The 22,021-nt window shown below is 37.6% G+C and carries 12 protein-coding genes; all 12 read left to right on the top strand.

Features of this window, described 5'->3' with window-relative positions:
* Positions 1-2,378 (top strand): gliding motility-associated C-terminal domain-containing protein (locus ACN1CN_RS15490; RefSeq protein ID WP_419136271.1); only part of this gene is annotated, 2,378 nt, incomplete at its 5' end.
* A gap of 49 nt (positions 2,379-2,427) precedes the next feature.
* On the top strand, positions 2,428-3,333 hold the full coding sequence (locus tag ACN1CN_RS15485) for a type IX secretion system membrane protein PorP/SprF (protein ID WP_291285893.1): 906 nt from the start codon (positions 2,428-2,430) through the stop codon (positions 3,331-3,333).
* An 11-nt stretch (positions 3,334-3,344) separates the two neighbouring features.
* On the top strand, positions 3,345-5,285 hold the full coding sequence (locus ACN1CN_RS15480; protein ID WP_419136270.1) for an OmpA family protein: 1,941 nt from the start codon (positions 3,345-3,347) through the stop codon (positions 5,283-5,285).
* Positions 5,286-6,053: 768 nt separating this feature from the next.
* Complete coding sequence (locus ACN1CN_RS15475; RefSeq protein ID WP_264526338.1) at positions 6,054-6,479, top strand: CBS domain-containing protein; 426 nt, start codon at positions 6,054-6,056, stop codon at positions 6,477-6,479.
* 158 nt (positions 6,480-6,637) lie between these two features.
* Positions 6,638-8,929 carry an NADP-dependent malic enzyme gene (locus tag ACN1CN_RS15470; RefSeq protein WP_291285896.1) on the top strand — a complete coding sequence of 764 codons (2,292 nt, stop codon included), beginning with the start codon at positions 6,638-6,640 and terminating at the stop codon, positions 8,927-8,929.
* A 77-nt stretch (positions 8,930-9,006) separates the two neighbouring features.
* On the top strand, positions 9,007-9,588 hold the full coding sequence (ruvA, locus tag ACN1CN_RS15465; RefSeq protein WP_264526340.1) for a Holliday junction branch migration protein RuvA: 582 nt from the start codon (positions 9,007-9,009) through the stop codon (positions 9,586-9,588).
* Positions 9,589-9,612: 24 nt separating this feature from the next.
* Entirely contained in the window at positions 9,613-16,830 is a 7,218-nt protein-coding gene (sprA, locus tag ACN1CN_RS15460; protein ID WP_419136269.1) for a cell surface protein SprA, read from the top strand.
* An 86-nt stretch (positions 16,831-16,916) separates the two neighbouring features.
* Positions 16,917-17,297 (top strand): glycine cleavage system protein GcvH, encoded by a 381-nt coding sequence (gcvH, locus tag ACN1CN_RS15455; protein WP_173965419.1) that lies wholly within the window; start codon positions 16,917-16,919, stop codon positions 17,295-17,297.
* 4 nt (positions 17,298-17,301) lie between these two features.
* Positions 17,302-17,673: a VanZ family protein gene (locus ACN1CN_RS15450; protein ID WP_419136268.1), complete on the top strand. Its 372-nt coding sequence runs from the start codon at positions 17,302-17,304 to the stop codon at positions 17,671-17,673.
* A gap of 398 nt (positions 17,674-18,071) precedes the next feature.
* Positions 18,072-18,815: a deoxyribose-phosphate aldolase gene (gene deoC, locus ACN1CN_RS15445; protein ID WP_419136267.1), complete on the top strand. Its 744-nt coding sequence runs from the start codon at positions 18,072-18,074 to the stop codon at positions 18,813-18,815.
* A gap of 18 nt (positions 18,816-18,833) precedes the next feature.
* Entirely contained in the window at positions 18,834-20,957 is a 2,124-nt protein-coding gene (locus ACN1CN_RS15440) for an energy transducer TonB (RefSeq protein WP_419136266.1), read from the top strand.
* 159 nt (positions 20,958-21,116) lie between these two features.
* Positions 21,117-22,019, top strand: coding sequence for a heme o synthase (gene cyoE / locus ACN1CN_RS15435; protein ID WP_263362698.1), 903 nt, complete (start codon positions 21,117-21,119; stop codon positions 22,017-22,019).
* Positions 22,020-22,021 lie beyond the last annotated feature (2 nt).

Here is a 22,021-nt window from a genome sequence, read left to right as displayed (position 1 = left end):
TAAATGGAGTAGCAGTAACCGCAGCCAATACCAATGTAACCCCAATCAAAACAGGACCATTGAGCATTGACGCTGATGGTAAATTAACCTTAGATCCAAACACGGTATCGGGTACTTACCAAATTACGTATGAAATCTGCGAAGAAGGAGCAACACCAAAAAATTGTGCTTCTGCTACAGCAACAGTTGAAGTTAAAAACCCACTTGTAGCCAACGATGACAATACGTATCCGGTACAAACACCAAGTACAACAGTAGCCACTACCGTTGGAAACGTAACAGGAAATGATACTTTAAACGGAGTACTGGTAACAGCTGCCAACACCAATGTAACCCCAATCAAAACAGGGCCATTGAGCATTGATGCTGACGGTAAATTAACCTTAGATCCAAATACGGTATCGGGTACTTACCAAATTTTCTATGAAATTTGTGAAGAAGGAGCAACACCTAAAAACTGTGCTTCCGCTACAGCAACAGTTGAAGTTAAAAATCCAATTGTAGCCAATGATGATACTACCTATCCGGTACAAACACCAAGTACAACAGTAGCCACTACCGTTGGAAACGTAACAGGAAATGATACCTTAAACGGAGTAATAGTAACCGCTGCCAATACCAATGTAACCCCAATCAAAACAGGACCATTGAGCATTGACGCTGATGGTAAATTAACCTTAGATCCAAACACGGTATCGGGTACTTACCAAATTACTTATGAAATCTGCGAAGAAGGAGCAACACCTAAAAATTGTGCTTCTGCTACGGCTACCGTTATAGTTGGAAGTGGAGCGATTAATGCGCTGACGGAAACTACACCTTCGATAAATGGAAGTGTTGGAGGAACCACTGCTTCATTGTTAAATAATGATACTTTGAATGGAAATCCGGCAGTGATTAAAAATAGTCCGGGAGGAGTAATTTTAAAAGCCATAAATGTTCCAACAGGATTAACTTTAAATGCAGACGGAACAGTAACTGTAAAAGCAGGAACTCCGATAGGGAAATACGAAGTTGAATACAGTATTTGCGAATATCTGAATCCAACAAACTGTGCCACTGTAAAAAGTTATGTTCCGGTAACAGGGGCGGTTATAAAAGCAAATAATGATAATGCCGGAACTGTTGACAGCAGTAAGGGACTAAGCTCGACAACAAGTATTTTTCAAAATGATACTTTAAACGGTGCGCTGTTGAATCCTTCAACGGTTATCTTAACGACCGTTGTTCCAAATCCGAATTTGACTTTAAAAGCGGATGGTACAATTGAAGTAAAACCGGGAACAGCATCTGGAACATATGAAATAACGTATCAGATTTGTGAAGCTTTAAACCCAACGAATTGCAGTCAGGCGGTTGCGAAGATTACGGTAATTAATATTGTAGATCCTGATCCTCCACTACCATTTGTGAAGATTGTGGTTGTAAATGATGGTATTGTAAATGTTGACGGGATAAATGGTTCTCTTGAATTTATCAATGTTTTAGGCAATGATTTATTGAAAGGTTTACCAATTAATCCTTCAGAAGTTACACTTACAGATCTGTCTAAAAACCCTTATTTTGAATTTAATTCAGATGGAACTGTAAATGTAAAACCAAATACTCCGGGTGGAAATTACACCTTAAATTATCAGGTTTGCGAAAAAGCGCATCCAACTAATTGTGGTACCGCTACGCTAACTGTTTTTGTTGAAGTTCCTGCTATTGCAGTAATTAAAACAGCAGTATTTAATGATGAAAACGGAAGCGGATTTGCAAATGCCGGTGAAACCATTACGTACAAATTTAAAGTAACCAATACCGGAAACGTGCGATTAACAGGTGTTATGATTTCTGACCCATTACCGGGAGTTGTGGTTTCAGGACAGGCAATTACTTTAGAGGTAAACGAATCTGATGAACACAGTTTTACTGCTACTTACAAAATCACACAAAATGATATCAATAAAGGTAAAGTAAGCAATCAGGCAAGCGTTCAGGGACGAAGTGGTAAAGGAGTTGTGGTCGATGATATTTCAGATGATGAAAGCAACCTGGAAGACAAACCTACCGTATTGGATTTAACGGGCTGTGTGATAAAAGTCTTTAATGCATTCTCACCAAACGGAGATTCTAAGAACGAACGTTTCTATATCCAGGGCTTGGAATGTTATCCAAGTAATACGGTTGAAATTTACAACCGTTGGGGAGTTTTGGTCTTTGAAATGGACAACTACAACAATGAAGATCGTGTTTTTAAAGGTTTCTCTGAAGGTCGTACCACTATAAAACAATCTGAAGGATTACCGGTTGGAACTTATTTCTACATCCTGAAATATAGAGACAACGAATCGAATCCGCATGAACAATCGGGTTATTTATATATCAACAAGTAAAAATTACAGCGGCCTGGCACTTCCGGGCCGCTTCTTAAAAGCCATTCAAATGAAAAAGATAATTTTAATGTTCCTGTTATTTTCGGTTGTGTGTTCGGCTCAGCAAGATGCGCAATACACACAATACATGTACAACACCATCGCAATAAACCCTGCCTATGCGGGCTCCCGTGGTGCATTAAGTGTTTTTGGGTTGTACCGTACACAATGGATTGGACTGGACGGAGCACCCGAAACCAGTACTTTCTCCATCAATACCCCTCTAAACAACAGTAACTTAGGATTAGGAGTTTCTTTGGTAAACGATAAAATTGGCCCTACCAACGAGAACACTTTATCAGCCGATTTGTCTTATAGTGTTCCAACCTCAGAAACTTTTAAACTTTCTTTCGGAATAAAAGCCACGGCAAATCTTTTTAATTTGGATATCAATAAATTGAATCCCGAAAATCAGGGAGACCCGCAATTTCAGAATCTAAACAATAGAATTACGCCTAACATTGGAGCCGGAGTGTATTGGCATTCTGATAAAGCCTATGTAGGATTGTCCATTCCGAATTTTATCGAAACCAATCGTTTCAATGATGATGATACCGCAATTTTTAAAGATAAAATCAACTACTATTTAATGGCTGGTTATGTTTTTGATCTGGACTATTACATCAAATTCAAACCGGCAATATTAACCAAAATGGTTCAGGGAGCACCTTTACAAGTAGATGCTTCGGCTAACTTTATGTTCGATGATAAATTTGTCGTAGGACTGGCCTATCGTTGGAGTGCCTCGCTGAGTGCAATGGCAGGTTTTCAGGTAACAGATGGTTTATATATTGGCTATGGCTACGATCATGAAACCACTAATTTAAGAAGATACAATTCGGGATCACATGAGATCTTCCTGCGTTTTGAGTTTCTTAATAATTATAATAGAATTACCTCACCAAGATTCTTCTAAAATGTTCCTCTATGAAAAGCCAAAAAATATTATACACCTTATCCTTTTTACTTCTTTTTCTAAATACAATTGCACAGACTGGCAAAATAAATTATGCTGATGCCAAATACGAAAAGTACGCTTATATCGATGCCATAAAAATCTATGAAAATGTGGCTGACAAAGGATATAAAGACGAAAAAATGTTTCAGCGTCTTGGGAATTCCTACTATTTTAACGGAGAGCTTGTAAAAGCTTTAAAGTGGTATGATGAATTGTTTGCCATGAACGAACAGCAGGAACCGGAATATTTGTACCGATATGCACAATGCCTTAAAGCGGCCGGAAATTATACGAAAGCAGATGCAACATTAGAAAAATTCAATCAAAAACAAGCAACCGATAAAAGAGGGGTTTTGTTTGAAACGAATAAGAACTATTTAAGTGCCATAAAAGCAAATTCAGGGCGATTTGAAATTGCCGATGCCGGAATAAACTCTAAATATTCAGATTACGGAAGCACCATCTTTGATAATAAATTAGTTTTTACCTCCGCCAGGGATACAGGAGGAGTGGCAAAGAAAAATTTCAAATGGACCAATAGTTCCTTTACCAATTTATACACCGCCGAGATGTTGCCGGACGGGAGTATAGGAACACCACAGCGTTTTCAGAAAAAAGTAAATACAAAATTCAACGAATCGACACCCGTTTTCACGAAAGACGGCCAAACCATGTACTTTACCCGCAATAATTTTTTAAACGGAAAAAGAGGCAGAGACGAGAAAAAAGTCACCTTATTAAAATTGTATAAAGCAAACTTAATTGAAGGGGAATGGAAAAACATAGAAGCACTTCCGTTCAACAGCGATCAGTATAGTGTGGCGCATCCAACCTTAAGTTTAGACGAAAAAACGCTCTACTTTGCTTCAGATATGCCGGGAACCTTAGGCCAGTCTGACTTGTTTAAAGTAACCATAAACGGTGATGGAAGCTTTGGAAAACCTCAAAATTTAGGTGCAGCAATCAATACCGAAGGCAGAGAAACCTTTCCTTTTATTTCAGAAGATAATGAACTTTATTTCGCAACCGACGGAAGACCCGGATTGGGCGGACTTGACGTATTCGTAGCAAAAATAAATAAAGAAGGCACTTTTGAAGAAATACAAAACATAGGGGAACCAATCAATAGTCCACAGGACGATTTTGCTTTTGTAATAAACAGTAAAAACAGAAACGGATTTTTCTCTTCCAACAGAGACAATGGCCACGGACTTGATGATGTTTACCGATTTACCGAAAGACGAAAACTAAATTGCGAGCAGGAATTACTGGGTACTATAACCGATTTGGAAACCAATGTGGTTCTTTCAAATACCAAAGTAGCATTGTTTGATGAAAATTTTCAGGCCGTAGCAGAAGTTGTTTCGGATGAAAAAGGAAACTATATTTTTCCGAATGTAAAATGTGGTAAAAATTATTTTGTACGCGCTTCAAAAACAGATTATGAAAGCAAAGAAACCCCGGTAACCATAAACAGAAACTCCGGAAAAACAACTTTACTGATTCAGTTAGAGAAGAGAGTTAAACCAATTGGAGTTGGAACCGATCTGGCCAAGACACTTGATATTCCGATTATTTATTTTGATCTGGACAAAGCGACTATTAAAAAGGAATCTGCTTACCAACTGGAGAAAATTATCGAAATACTAAAACAATATCCAACCTTAAAATTAGATATCCGTTCCCATACAGACAGTCGACAAACCTTGAAATACAATCAGGTTTTATCGGATAAACGAGCCAAATCGACTAGAAACTGGCTGATTCAAAAAGGAGTAGATTCAACCCGATTAACCGCAAAAGGATATGGTGAAACTCAATTGGTAAACCAATGTTCTGATGGTGTAAAATGCACCGAAGAAGAACACGAACGCAACAGAAGAAGTGAGTTTGTAATCACCAATTTGTAAACAAAAATAAACAGCTCAAAAGCCCTTTTCTAAGTTTTAGAAAAGGGCTTTTTGTTGTTCTCAAATTATTCGCAATCTTGCCATTCCGAGGAACGAGGAATCTCCACAAGAAACTAACACAAAGGGTATGCTGTTGCTGTTATCAAATTATTCGCAATCTTGTCATTCCGAGGAACGAGAAATCTCCACAAGAAACTAACACAAAGTGTATGCTGTTGTTGTTATCAAATTATTCGCAATCTTGTCATTCCGAGGAACGAGGAATCTCCACAAGAAACTAACACAAAGTGTATGCTGTTGTTGTTATCAAATTATTCGCAATCTTATCATTCCGAGGAACGAGGAATCTCCACAAGAAACTGACACAAAGTGTATGCTGTTGTTGTTATCAAATTATTCGCAATCTTGTCATTCCGAGGAACGAGGAATCTCCACAAGAAACTGACACAAAGTATATGACGTTGTTGAGTTACTCCCTAAGATTCCTCGTTCCTCGGAATGACAAAACGATGTATAAATACACATTGACATCAACAGCCAACAATAAAAAACTTTGCGCCTTAGCGTCTCTGCGAGCAAAAAGCATCCCTTAAGTAATATAATTCGCAAAAAAGTTTTAAAATTCTATCACTTTTTTAAACTAAAATTTATAAAACAGAAAATATTAGTTATTTTGTTTAAAATGAATGAGTTATATTTTAAAAAATCGTTTTCGCTGTTGTGTGTGTACATTTTTTTCTAACTTTATAGATCTAAAATTTTTCAGATATGACTGTAGATCAAATACTAAACACAAAAGGGAAAAATGTTTACTCAGTTCTTTCAACGACAACGGTTTATGAAGCCTTAAAAGTGATGGGAGAGAAAAACATAGGAGCCATTCTTGTTATTGATGGTTCCGATTTAAAAGGAATATTGTCTGAAAGGGATTATGCCCGAAAAATTGTTTTAAAAGATAAATCATCAAAAGAAACCTTTGTGCATGAAATTATGGAAAGCAATATTTTCTCGGTAAAACTTTCAAATAATATTGAAGATTGTATGGAACTGATGAGTACCAAAAGAATCAGGCATTTACCGGTTTTAGAAGATGGAGTCGTAGTAGGAATAATATCTATAAGTGATGTGGTTAAGGCCATTATCGAAATTCAGAAAGACACGATACATCATTTAAACTCTTATATTTCGCAGTAAAACAAGCTAAAAAATAGAATCTTTTAAATAGTCCAAAATTTTTTGGGCTATTTTTTTTGAGGTCTCTAAAATTTATTTTTAAGAAAAGAAAGTAGCAAAAATAGGCCATTTTAAAACAAGACTTATATCTTTGTAAGCTAGAATAAAAGCTAAAATAAATGAACAAAGAGAGTAAAAGAAGAGAAGCGTTACTGTACCATTCAGAACCAACTCCAGGAAAAATTCAGGTAGTTCCAACAAAAAAATATGCAACCCAAAGAGACTTGTCTTTGGCTTATTCGCCAGGAGTTGCAGAGCCATGTTTAGACATTGCAGCAAACGTAGAAGACGTTTACAAATATACAGCAAAAGGTAATTTAGTTGCCGTAATCTCAAACGGTACAGCAGTTTTAGGACTTGGAGACATTGGTCCTGAGGCTTCTAAGCCTGTAATGGAAGGGAAAGGATTATTGTTTAAGATATTCTCTGATATTGATGTTTTTGATATTGAAATCGGTACAAAAGATATTGAAGAATTTATTCAGACCGTAAAAAATATTGCCCCAACTTTCGGAGGGATAAATCTGGAAGACATTAAAGCACCGGAATCTTTTGAAATCGAAAGACGATTGGTAGAAGAATTAGACATTCCGGTAATGCACGACGATCAGCACGGTACAGCCATTATCTCGTCAGCAGCTTTAATTAATGCTCTTGAATTGGCAGGAAAAAAAGCAGAAGATGTAAAAGTCGTAGTTTCGGGTGCAGGTTCTGCAGCGATCGCTTGTACAGATTTATATGTTTTGTTAGGAGTTCAGGTTAAGAACATCAAGATGTTTAACAGTAAAGGACTTTTAACAAAAGACAACCCTTCACTATCAGAATTGCAAATGAAATATGCAGTTGATGGTCCTAAAGTTGATTTGGCAGAAGCCGTAAAAGGAGCTGATGTTTTCATCGGATTATCTTCAGGAGACATTCTGACGCCTGCAATGTTATTGACAATGAAAGAGAATCCAATTGTTTTTGCGATGGCAAATCCAAATCCGGAAATCGATTATAACGTAGCGACAGAAACTCGTAAAGATGTTATTATGGCTACAGGACGTTCGGACTTTCCTAACCAGGTAAACAACGTTTTAGGTTTTCCATATATTTTCAGAGGAGCATTAGACGTACGTGCTACAAAAATAAACGAAGCTATGAAAATGGCTGCGGTAAAAGCATTAGCTATTTTGGCAAAAGAGCCGGTACCGGAGCAGGTTAACGTAGCCTACGGAGCAACAAAATTAGGTTTTGGTAATGATTATATCATCCCTAAACCATTTGACCCTAGATTGATTACCGTGGTTGCACCTGCAGTTGCAAGAGCAGCAATGGAATCGGGAGTAGCAAAAAATCCTATTACAGACTGGGCAGCTTATGAAGATGTGCTTCGCGAACGTATGGGGAACGATAATAAAATGGTGCGTTTGATTACCAACCGTGCTAAAGTAAGCCCTAAAAGAATTGTTTTTGCTGAGGCAGATCAGTTAAACGTACTTAAGGCAGCGCAAATTGTACATGAGGACGGAATTGGTTACCCAATTTTACTAGGAAACAAAGAAGTTATTTTAGAGCTGAAAGAAGAATTAGGTTTTGATGCTGAATTGGAGATCATCGATCCTAAAACGAATGAAGAAGAAGGAAGACGTAACCGATTTGCAAATTCTTATTGGGAAACAAGAGGAAGAAGAGGTGTTTCGTTATTGGATTCACAAAAATTCATGCGTGAAAGAAACTACTTTGCTGCCATGATGGTGAACGAAGGTGAAGCAGATGCTTTGGTAACAGGACATACAAGAAGTTATCCAACAGTAGTGAAACCAATGTTACAACTGATCGAAAAAGCACCGGGAGCTTCATTAATCGCTACAGCCAACATGATGTTGACGTCACGCGGACCAATGTTCTTGTCGGATACAGCAATTAACATCAACCCTTCGACAGAAGATTTGATTAACATTGCAATCATGACTGCTAAAACCGCTAAAATGTTTGGAGTAGAGCCTGTTATTGCAATGGTTTCTTATTCAAACTTCGGATCTTCAACAAGTCCAAATGCTTCAAAAGTAAGAGAAGCTGTAGCTTATCTGCATAAAAACCATCCGGAAATGATTGTTGATGGAGAAATTCAGGCCGATTTCGCATTGAATCAGGAAATGCTTGCCGAAAAATTCCCATTCTCTAAATTAGCAGGTAAAAAAGTGAATACTTTGATCTTCCCTAACTTAGATTCGGCTAACATTACCTATAAAATGTTAAAGGAATTGTATAAAGTAAACTCTATTGGACCAATTATGATGGGAATGGGGAAACCAGTTCACATTTTCCAATTAGGAGCAAGCGTTGAAGAAATGGTAAATATGGCTGCAATTGCAGTAATTGACGCTCAGGAAAAAGAGAGTAAAAAGATTAAATTAGCAAAATAGTATAAAAAATAAGGTTGCAATAATATTGTCGTATTTTTAACGCATTTTTATTATATTTGACCTTAATATATTATACTATGATAGCACATTTACAGGGGAAATTAGTAGAGAAAAATCCAACAGATGTCGTAATTGAATGCGGCGGAGTGGGGTACCAGGTAAACATTTCTTTACATACCTTTTCATTAATTCCCAATGTAGAAAATATAAAATTGTATACGCATCTTCAAATCAAAGAAGATGCGCATACATTATTTGGTTTTGTAGAAAAATCAGAGCGCGAAATATTCAGAATGTTATTGTCGGTTTCCGGAATTGGAGCAAACATTGCCAGAACAATGTTGTCGTCTATAGAACCAAGACAAATTATCAATGCTATTGCCTCTGGAGATGTAGGCGTAATCCAGTCCATAAAAGGAATCGGAAACAAAACAGCACAAAGAGTTATACTTGATTTAAAAGAAAAAGTGTTAAAATTGTACGATTTGGACGAAGTTTCGGTCGTTCAAAACAATACAAATCGAGATGAAGCGTTATCTGCTTTGGAGGTTTTAGGTTTTGTACGTAAAACTTCTGAAAAAGTAGTGGAGAAAATCGTAAAAGAAGACCCTGAAGCTACGGTGGAAACCATCATCAAAAAAGCATTAAAAAGCCTATAAAACCAATTTATTTAAACCAAGAGTATGCGTAAAATTTGTATTTTTTTACTGTTTTTATTTTGCGGTAATGTTTTGCGTGCGCAAGTAAACCCAACAGTTCAAGATACAACTAAAACACAATTCTCCGTTGGTAAAGTAGAGTTAGGAAATCCGCCAAGTATACTTTCGGCCTATCGGTATGATCCCATAACTGACCGATACATTTACACCAGCTCAGTAGATGGATTTTCAATCAATTACCCTATTGTATTAACACCAAAAGAGTATGAAGATTTAGTTTTGAAAGAATCGAGAAGAGATTATTTCAGAAAAAAATCAGATGCTATAGACGGTAAAAAAACGGGAAGTGAAGCCAAGAAAAAGGATTTGCTGCCTCGATATTATATTAATTCAGGACTTTTTGAAAGCATCTTCGGAAGTAATACGATAGACGTAAAGCCAACAGGATCAGTAGAAATGGACTTAGGGGTTCGATATACCAAACAGGATAATCCCGCTTTTTCACCTCGAAACAGATCGAGCCTTACCTTCGATTTTGATCAGCGAATCAGCATGAGCTTACTGGGGAAAATAGGAACCAGATTAGAGGTAAATGCAAATTATGACACCCAGTCTACCTTTGCTTTTCAAAACTTATTTAAGCTTGCCTACACCCCTTCAGAAGACGATATTGTTCAAAAAGTTGAAGTAGGTAATGTAAGCATGCCTTTAAACAGTACCCTTATTCGTGGAGCTCAAAGTTTGTTTGGAGTTAAAACCGTTTTACAATTTGGTAAGACAACTGTTACCGGTGTTTTCTCCGAACAGAAGTCACAAACCAAGAGTATAGTTGCAGAAGGTGGTGGAACAGTTCAGAACTTTGATTTGTATGCACTCGACTATGATAATGACAGACACTTCTTCTTATCGCAGTATTTCAGAAACAAATACGACGCCTCTTTAAAAAAATATCCTTTTATCGATAGCCGTGTTCAGGTAACCCGAATAGAAGTTTGGGTAACCAATAAACAAAACAGGGTAACCACCAACAATAATAACTTGCGTAACATTATTGCGCTTCAGGATTTAGGAGAAGGGCAGGTTACCGGAGTGCCGGACAATCAGGTTGTAGTAATAAGCAATCCGGCTGGTTTTTTTAACAACCCGATCGATACACCAACAGACAACAACAACAACAAATACGATCCGGCTACCATTGGAAAACCGGGTGCTTATTTAAATTCGAATATTAGAGAAATTGTAACGGCAAAAACCGGATTCAATAATGCCAATACCAGTGAAGGAACAGATTATTCTGTTTTGGAAAATGCAAGAAAGTTAACCGCAAACGAATTTACTTTCAACGCACAGTTAGGATACATCTCTTTACAGCAGCGTCTGGCTAATGACGAAATTTTGGCAGTAGCCTTTGAATACACCGTTGGAGGGAAAATTTATCAGGTTGGAGAATTTGGAAGTGACGGAGTTGACGGGACAGTAGTTACCGGAAACAACAACGCCAATAAAGCGATCATCACACAAAGTTTAGTATTAAAAATGCTGAAAAGTAACTTGACAAACGTTCAGAATCCGGTTTGGAATCTGATGATGAAAAACGTTTATCAAATTCCTCAGGCCTATCAAATCAAACAAGATGATTTCAGATTAAACATACTTTATACGGATCCTTCTCCGATCAACTACATTACGCCGGTTCCGGGAACAACTTTCCCTGCAAACCCAACCGCAGATAACAAAGTCGATCAGACTCCGTTATTAAATGTCTTTAATCTGGACCGACTGAATTACAACAATGATCCGCAAACCGGAGGGGATGGTTTCTTCGATTATATTCCGGGGGTTACAGTAGACGTTCAGAACGGGCGAATTATTTTTACCACAAAAGAGCCTTTTGGAGAACTATTGTTTAAAAAGTTGAATACAGGTGCGGGAGAAAATTATGACGATCCAAATTCCTATAACGCCAATCAGAAAAGATACGTTTTTAGAAACATGTACCGCAACACACAGTCCGGAGCTTTACAGGATAGTGATAAAAATAAATTTTTATTAAGAGGGAAATACAAATCATCCGGAAGTAATGGTATTCCAATTGGAGCGTTTAACGTTCCTCAGGGATCGGTTGTCGTGATGGCTGCCGGAAGAAGACTGGTAGAAGGAATCGATTATAGCGTAGATTATCAATTAGGGCGTGTTCAGATTCTGGACCCTTCGCTTCAGGCTTCGAATACACCGATCGAGGTATCGTTGGAGAACAATTCAATTTTCGGACAACAAACCCGAAGATTTATTGGCTTCAATGTTGAGCATAAAATCTCAGATAAATTTATCGTTGGAGGAACCTATTTGAAAATGAATGAAAAACCATTTACTCAAAAATCAAGCTATGGTCAGGAATCTGTAAACAACGCTATTTTTGGATTCAATGGAAATTACTCCACCGAAGTTCCTTTCTTCACTCGATTAGTAAATAAATTACCAAACATTGATACCGATGTTCCTTCCAATCTTTCGATAAGAGGAGAAGTAGCTTTCTTAAAACCGGATGCTCCAAAAGCGAGTGATTTTGAAGGAGAAGCTACTATTTATGTAGACGACTTTGAAGGCTCACAGTCTACCATCGATATGCGATCTGCATATGCATGGAGTCTGGCTTCAACACCATTTGTAAACTCTATAAACGACAATACTTTTAATGCCAATTCCAATACATTAGAGTATGGTTTTAAACGTGCAAAATTAGCCTGGTACACCATTGACCCTGTTTTTTATGCCTCAAAACCATCCGGTATTTCAAACGATGACTTATCATTGAATACCACCCGACGTATTTATAGCAGAGAATTATATCCAAACACAGACATCGCTCAGGGGCAGATTCAGGTCGTGAATACCTTAGATTTAAGCTATTATCCATCTGATCGTGGACCTTACAACAACAATCCAAACTTCGGTACAAGTCCGGCCAGTTCAAACTTTGGAGGGATCATGCGTGCTTTGAACTCGACCAATTTCGAACAGGGAAATGTCGAATACATTCAGTTTTGGGTAATGGATCCTTATGTGGGTAATGGACAAGCGGCAGTTAACAATACCGGAAAAATTTATTTCAACTTAGGAGAAGTTTCAGAAGACGTATTAAAAGACGGAAGAAAACAATATGAAAACGGATTAGGCCCGGATCAGATTATGGTGAATCCGAGACCACTGTGGGGAGACGTTCCTGCATCGCAGTCTTTAATTTATGCCTTCGATAACAATGCAGGTAACCGTAGCAATCAGGATGTTGGTTTAGACGGTTTGCCAAATGGTAAAGAAGCTTCGGTATATACAAATTACGGAGGAGAAGGAGATCCCGCTGCAGACGATTATACTTATTATTTAAATACAGACGGAGGCGTTTTAGAACGTTATAAAAATTACAACGGTACTGAGGGGAACTCACCTGTAAGTATCGATTCACCTAATCGTGGATCAACAACATTGCCGGATGTAGAAGACATTAACCGTGACAACACCATGAGTACCATCAATGCGTATTATGAATACAGTATTGATATGAAACCGGGAATGCAGGTAGGGCAAAACTTCGTTACCGATATTCGTGAAGTGAGTAATGTCGAATTGCCAAACGGATCAACCACTACAGCAAGATGGATTCAGTTTAAAATCCCGGTTGCTCAACCGCAAAATACTATTGGAAACATCACCGATTTCAGATCGATTCGTTTCATGCGTATGTTTATGACAGGCTTCAGCAATCAAATGACCGTTCGTTTTGGAGCTTTAGATTTGGTTAGAGGAGAGTGGAGAAGATACACAGGAACACTGGATGCTAACGATACGAATCCGAATGACGACGGAACGGAGTTTGATGTTTCGGCTGTAAACATTCAGGAGAATGGTACAAAATGCCCTGTGAATTACGTGGTGCCGCCAGGAGTTCAGAGAGAGCAATTGTACAACAACAATACAATCATCAATCAAAACGAGCAGGCTTTGGCATTGCGTGTAGGAGGGTCTGGTTTGCAATATACAGACGCAAGAGGAGTTTTTAAAAATGTAAGTGTAGACATGCGTCAGTACAAAAAACTAAAAATGTTTTTACACGCAGAATCATTGCCAAACGAGAATACTTTATTAGACGATGAAATGATTGGTTTTATTCGTTTTGGAAATGACTACACTCAAAACTTCTATCAGGTCGAAGTTCCGTTAAAAGTTACCCGAACAGGAGGGTCTTGTACCATAAGCCCTGATCAGGTTTGGCTCGAAGAGAACAATATTGACTTGGCACTGGAATTATTGACCAGAATGAAGATTAAAGCCATGAGCATCGATATTAACTCTGATAAAAGAGATATCAACGGAATTTATTATCCGGACGACGACTTAAGTATTAGCGGAGGTGACGGCGACGGTAAGTTAAGATTAGGGATAAAAGGAAATCCGAACTTTGGTTTGGTGCGAAATTTAATGGTAGGGGTTAAGAGTAGAGCCGATCATAAAACCATAAAAGGAGAGGTTTGGTTTAACGAACTTCGTATGGCCGATTTAGAGAACAAAGGAGGTATGGCAGCGATCTTAAACATCGATACCAATATGGCCGATTTTGCAACTGTATCTGCGACCGGTAAGAAAAGTACAATTGGTTTTGGATCTTTAGAACAAGGAGCCAACGAAAGAAGTCGTGAAGACATTCAACAGTATAATATCGTAACCAACTTGAATTTGGGTAAATTATTACCGCCAAAATGGGGGATCAATTTGCCGTTCAATTATGCCATTGGAGAAGAAGTAATCACACCGGAATACGATCCGTTCAATCAGGATATCAAACTAAAGCAGCTGATTAGAGAAACTACTAATGAGGCTGAAAAAGAAAATATCAGAACCAGAGCGATTGATTATACCAAACGCAGAAGCATTAACTTTATCGGGGTGAGAAAAGACAGGGCTCCTGAACAGAAGCCGCATGTTTATGACGTCGAGAATTTAACCTTCTCACAATCGTACAATCAGGTAGAGCGTCACGATTATGAAGTAGCAGACTTTGTAGACGAGCAATCGAATACAGCGGTGAATTATGCCTACACCTTTCAGCCTAAAGAAGTAGTGCCTTTCAAGAAGACCAAATTCATGAAGAAAAGTGAGTACTGGAAGCTGTTAAGTGATTTTAATTTTAACTATTTGCCTTCAAATATTTCTTTTAATACAAATGTTTTAAGACAAAGTAACCGTCAGCAATTTAGAGAAGTTGAAGTAGAGGGGATTGGTCTCGATCCTTTGTACCGCCGAAATTTTGCCTTTAATTATCAGTACGGATTTGGTTTTAATCTGACAAAATCTCTGAAAATTAACTACACGGCAGCATCCAATAATATCGTAAGGAACTTCCTGAACGATGATAATTCTCCAAAACAGGATTTTAATATCTGGGACGATTATTTTGATATCGGAACACCAAATCAGCACTTACAGCAATTGGTGTTGAACTATGATATTCCAATCAATAAAATTCCGGTTTTGAGTTTCGTAAAAGCGACTTATTCGTATACTGCCGATTACAGTTGGCAGCGTGCTTCGACGGCATTTTCGCAATATGAGGATCCTAACGGGAACCAGTTTGATTTAGGAAATACCATCCAGAATGCCAATTCGAATACGCTTACGACAACACTTAACATGAACATGTTGTACAAGTATTTAGGATTAACTCCGGGTGCAAAAGCAGGGGCAAAACCTAAAGCAATTGCACCTCCAAAACCAGGAGAGAAAATTGTAAATACAGCAAAACCGGCAACCACCAGCAGTCCGTTTTACGACGGCATGATTGGTATTCTGACCAGTGTAAAAAACATTCAGATTAACTATACTAAAAATAGCGGAACGGTTTTACCGGGGTATACGCCGGGTGTTGGTTTCTTTGGAACATCAAGACCTACTTTAGGGTTTGTTTTCGGAAGTCAGGATGATATTCGTTATGAGGCTGCCAAAAATGGCTGGTTAACGACCTATCAGGATTTCAACCAAAGCTTTACGCAGGTAACAAACAAATTATTGAAAGTGACTGCAAACATCGATTTATTCCCGGATTTAAAAATTGATCTGAATATGGATCGCGCTTATTCCGAAAACAGATCAGAGCAATATAGTGTTGTCAAAAATACTGGGACAGGAGAGTTGGATTACACGCCTTTGTCACCCTATAATTACGGGATGTTCTCTATTTCGACAGTGCTGATCAAAACGGCATTCTCAACCAGCAGTGCCACAGAGTCTGCTGCATTTGATGATTTCAGAAACAACCGTTTGATTATAGCAAACCGTCTGGCAGAGGACCGTTATGGTGCAGGAGCTCCAATACCGAGATACGGAGATGCTAATAATCCGATTCCGGCTACAACAGATCCTAATTATAAAGTATATGTTGCCAATGAAGGATATCCAATAGGATTTACCAAAAGCAATCAGGCTGTTTTATTGCCGGCATTCCTGGCGGCTTATTCCGGAGGTAATGCGTCAAGCAGTTCGACCGATATTTTCAGAAGTTTCCCTATTCCAAACTGGAGTGTGAAATACAACGGTTTGATGCGTTATAAATATTTTAAAGATAAATTCAAGCGTTTCTCTTTACAGCACAACTACAGGGCGTCGTATACAATCAATCAGTTCCGTTCGAACTTTGACTATATTGAAAAACCTAACGGGCAAGATGTGAACACCAATTTCTATAACAAAACCATCATGTCAAACATCAACCTGGTAGAGCAGTTCAGTCCGTTAATCCGAATGGATTTTGAATTGAAAAGTTCATTGCGTGTGCTTACAGAGATTAAAAAAGACAGAGCTTTGTCGATGAGTTTTGATAATAATTTGTTGACCGAAGTAAAAGGAATGGAATATGTTATTGGTCTGGGGTATCGTTTCAAAGATGTGATCTTCTCATCAAGATTGGCGGATACTCCAACAGGAATTATAAAAAGTGACATCAATATTAAGGCTGATTTCTCGTATAGAAACAACGAAACATTAGTACGTTATTTAGATTACGACAACAATCAGTTGGCAGCGGGACAAAATATCTGGTCGTTAAAACTAACAGCAGATTATGCTTTCAGTAAAAACCTGACCGCAATATTCTATTACGATCACTCGTTTTCAAAAGCGGTAATCTCGACGTCATTTCCTTTAACCAACATTAGATCAGGATTTACACTCCGCTATAATTTTGGAAATTAATTTTTAGTTTCTAAAGGGGATTTTATTAGAAGATTATTACATTTGTGCCTCAATTATTAAATTACCAATTTTCAAACACAACTATTATGAGCATACCAGCAAATTTAAAGTACACAAAAGATCACGAATGGATTAGCATCGAAGGCGATGTTGCAACAGTAGGAATTACTCATTTTGCACAAAAAGAGTTAGGAGATATCGTGTATGTTGAAGTAGAAACTTTAGATCAGACACTTGACAAAGACGAGGTTTTCGGAACAGTTGAGGCTGTAAAAACAGTATCAGATTTGTTTTTACCATTAACAGGAGAAATCATTGCGTTTAATGACAGTCTTGAAAGTGCACCTGAAACTGTTAATTCTGATCCTTACGGCGATGGTTGGATGATCAAAATTAAAATTGCAGATGCATCAGAAATAGATTCTTTATTGTCTGCTGACGCTTATAAAGAACTTATAGGTGCCTAAACAATTGCTCTTAATCTGGGCGATTATCTGTTCAGGAATCATTACTTACTTTTGTTTGACAGATTCAAGTAATATTCCGGCGGTAAATTTTCCGAGTATAGATAAAATTGTCCATTTTTGTTTTCATTTTGGATTTACAATTTCCTGGATTTTGTTTTTCAAAAAAGAGCTGAAAGGGAAAGCACCAGACGATTTCAAAGCTTATTTAATTTCATTTATATTTTCAGTTTTTTTCGGAATTACAATCGAAATTCTGCAAAGTGTTTTAACGGTTACACGAGCATCTGATGTAACAGATGTTTTGGCTAATGCACTTGGAGCTCTATTTGGCATCTTTGCCGCTATAGTGTTTAAAAAACAAATAGATAAAATTTAAAAATATAAAATCCCACTTCGGTGGGTTTTTTTGTGCCCTAATGGTAACGCTTTCCAGTTTGGTCAAACCTTCGCGGCTTCGCGACTTTGCGAGAAATTCTTTTGAGTCAGAAAAAAAAGGATGAAAAGATTAGCGATTTTTGATTAACGATTTTTGATTTTTGATGTGCTATAAAATGGTCGATTATACTATTGAGAAGCATCAAATCAAAAAGCAGCAATCGTTACGCTACATTCAAAAATCTATTAATTTAACGATTGCACCTTGTCAGATTATTTTTTCATGTTGCTTTGTTTGAAAAGAAACCGGTGTCGACTTTGTGTAAATCTTCGCGGCCATGACTGTTAATTTTAATTTAAAATGTATTTTTGTCCCAATTCTCAGAACACTCGCAAATCATGAATGTTAAGCAATATCTGGACTCTACCTATTTAAAAACCGCTGAACAAGCGGGACTGTCAGAAGCAGAAAACACCCTTGTGGTTAAAAATGCTATTGAAGAAGCAATTCAAGAAGGCTTTAAACTAATCATGATTCGGCCGGAACAGGTGGTTTTGGCGAAAGAAATGATTCATAAAGCCAATTCGACTTTACTGGTGGGCACCGTTATTGACTTTCCTGAAGGAAGCTCAGATTTAGAATCTAAATTAAAAGAAGCAAACAAAGCAATTGAAGACGGAGCAGATGATCTGGATTTTGTTTGCAACTATGCTGCCTTTAAAGAGGGTGATATCGACTTAGTGAAGCAGGAAATTTTAGTGGGAACACAAATTGGTCTTGCGAACAATAAAACCGTAAAATGGATTATCGAGGTTGCGGCCCTAAATGATACTCAAATAATTCAGCTTTCGGCACTGATTAAAAATGTAGTCATATCGCATTTTAAAGAAGAAAACTATGCTTCGGTTTTTGTGAAATCGTCTACCGGCTTTTATAAAACCGAAAACGATTTGCCAAACGGAGCAACACTGCCAACGATTATAATGATGTTAGAAAACGCATCGCCTTTGCCGGTTAAAGCGGCTGGAGGAGTTCGCTCTTACGACGATGCCATAGAAATGATTCGTTTAGGAGTAAAACGAATCGGAACCTCTGCTGCAAAAACAATCGCAGATGGAGGGAATACCCCAAATCAATATTAAATAAAAACCCAAATTTACGTGAATAAGATTTTCCTGTCTTGTATTTTAACCTTAACCACTTTGTTTGCTTTTTCGCAGGAAAATACAAACACCTCTATTAAACCCGGTTTTACCGCAGAACAATTTCCGGTTTTCCCAAATTGCGAAAACCTTCAATCCAAACAACTGGAAAATTGTTTTTATAAAGAAGTACAGGATTTTGTGTTTCAAAATTATCAGGTACCCGAAAATCTAAAACAAGCCAACTACAAAGGAGAAGTAAAAGTGCTTTTTGAAGTAGATGCAAATGGAGAATTCAAAGTAATTTATGTAAATGCGGTAAACGATGCTTTGTCAGAAGAAGCGACACGTGTTTTTAAGAAATTCCCGAAAATAAAACCTTCTACCTATAACGGGAAACCAACCTATTCCAAATACACCATTTCAATAGACATTCCGCTAAAAAGCGCCAATCAGCTTGCTGAGGAGGCATTGGCAGCGGCTCAAATTTTAAAACCTCTTGAGAAACCAATGACCGAGCTGGATAGTATTGTGTATAAAAAATACAACAATCCGGAATTTGAAAGTCATTTGAATATTCCGTTTTCACACAGTTATTATGCGCAGTTTGATGGAGCGATGAATCAGGTGGGAAGTAACAATCATACCGCATCTAAGCCTTATACCTATACCGAAGTTTCGAAATACTACAATTTAAAAGCAGTCAATCAATCGCTTCAAAAAAATGTTTCTACCTGGCTGGGAAGAAAATTCTGGAATGAAAACATGGTTCAGATTCAGGGAGAAGACTATTGGCTGGCTCTAAATCCAATTGTTGACTTGCAAATGGGTAAAGCTTCAGATTTGGATGCTTCCTACACCTATGTCAATACGCGTGCTTTGAATTTTAGAGGAGGATTAGGGAAACAAATTAATTTTACAACAACCATCTTTGAAAGTCAGGGAAGATTTGCAGGTTATTACAATGATTTTGCCGAAACTTTAAAGCCGTCAGGAGGAAATCCGGCCATTCTTCCGGGAATGGGAATTGCCAAGCGATTCAAAACGGATGCCTATGATTTTCCTTTGGCAGAAGCGAATATTACTTACGCTCCAAGCAAAATCTTTGATCTGCAATTGGGTTACGGAAGAAACTTTATCGGTGATGGTTATCGCTCTTTGCTGGAAAGCGACGGGGCAAGTCCGTATCCGTATTTTAAAATCAACACCACTTTCTGGAAAATAAAATACACGAACACCTATATGTGGCTCAAAGATGTTCGTCCGGATGTTACATTAGAAAAAACTTATGCCACAAAATTTATGGCCAATCATTATTTGAGCTGGAATGTTTCGAATAAACTGAATTTAGGTTTTTTTGAGTCAGTAGTCTGGACGGATACCAACAACAGAGGTTTTGATATTAATTTTGTGAACCCGATTATTTTCTATCGATCTGTAGAATTCGCTTCATCGTCAAGAAGTGGAAATGCACTTTTGGGATTAACTTCTAAGTACAAATGGAACAATAATGTTAATTTGTATGCTCAGTTTTTATTGGATGAATTTTCATTGGGAGACATTAAAAGTGGAAACAATAGCTGGAAAAATAAATTTGGATACCAGATTGGAGCGAAGTATTACAATGCTTTTAAAGTGAAAGATCTGTTATTGCAACTGGAATACAACCATGTACGTCCGTATGTATACTCGCACAGTGCGGTGATTACCAATTACGGGCATAACAATCAGAGTGTCGGGCACCAATGGGGCGGGAATTTTAAAGAACTATTGGTGATCGGACGTTACCACAGAGGACGTTATTTTGCCGATGCCAAGTTTACTATGGGTACAAGAGGACTGGACTTTGATACTGCAGAGGATAGTTTTAACTACGGAGGTAATATTTACAAAAGTTATGATGAAAAACGTCCGTTCGATAATGAGGTAAAAGTAGGGCAGGGGAACAAAACAAGCGTTTTTATTGCCGACATACAAGGAGGTTATTTGTTAAACCCGATGACGAATCTGAAACTGTTTGGAAGTTTCTTATATCGAAACTTTGATCCTACAAAAGATACAGCAACAACTTTTAAGCAAAGTACAACCTGGTTTTCTATCGGATTGCGTTCGGATATCTTCAATTGGTATTTTGATTACTAGGATTTTTAATAAGATTTTTCGAAATAATTGTGTTAAAGATTTGCAAGTCCTTATTTTGTAAAGGTTTTATTGAAAAAAATCTAAATTTATAGGTCTAAATTCTACAATCTAATTTGTACATTTGCACCACTCAAAAAAAACATCCAAACAATTACCGTATTGAACGCTACTAAAAATACATTTTCAATAAAATCAATATTTACCGATTTCAAAGAGATTACTAAAGCTGGTTTAGCAATCAGTGTATTGTTTTCTTCTGTTGCCGGGTATTTATTGGGAGTTAATGAGGAACATCCTTTCAAATGGAGTGTTTTGGCAGTTTTGGCAATTGGAGGGTATTGCATGGTTGGGGCTTCAAATGCTTTCAATCAGGTGATCGAAAAAGACATCGATGCTTTGATGGATCGAACTAAAAATCGTCCGGTTCCTTCTGGTCGCATGTCTCCAAAAATGGCTTTGTTTGTGGCGAGTTTGCTTACTATTGTGGGTATCGCTTTGCTTTACACCATAAATGCCAAGTCGGCAATGTTTGCTGCCATCTCCATATTTTTATATACCAGTATTTATACCCCTTTAAAAACGGTAACTTCGTTATCTGTTTTTGTAGGTGCTTTTCCGGGGGCGATTCCTTTCATGTTAGGATGGGTTGCCGCTACAGGAGAATTTGGTATCGAAGCCGGAACGCTGTTTTTGATTCAGTTTTTCTGGCAATTCCCTCATTTTTGGGCTATTGGATGGTTTTTGTATGAAGACTATGAGAAGGCTGGGATCTTTATGTTGCCAACCGGAAAAAAAGATAAAGGAACCGCTTTGCAGATTATTTTATATACAGTTTGGTTAATCATTGCTTCGTTACTGCCGGTTTTAGGTTATACAGGGCAATTGTTTATTACACCAATAGCAGCAATTTTAGTGTTTTTATTGGGATTGTGGATGTTGTTTTATGCCGTGCGTTTGTATCAGTTAAGAACAGCAAAAGCAGCGAGAACATTAATGTTGGTAAGCGTTTCGTATATATCATTGCTGCAAATCGTATTTATAGTAGATAAATTTTTAAGATAGTT

Origin of the sequence: Flavobacterium sp. T12S277, assembly GCF_048514875.1 — a bacterium.
Taxonomy (GTDB): Bacteria; Bacteroidota; Bacteroidia; order Flavobacteriales; family Flavobacteriaceae; genus Flavobacterium.
Note: the sequence above shows the minus strand (reverse complement) of the source record. Positions and strands in the feature narration are given on the sequence as shown.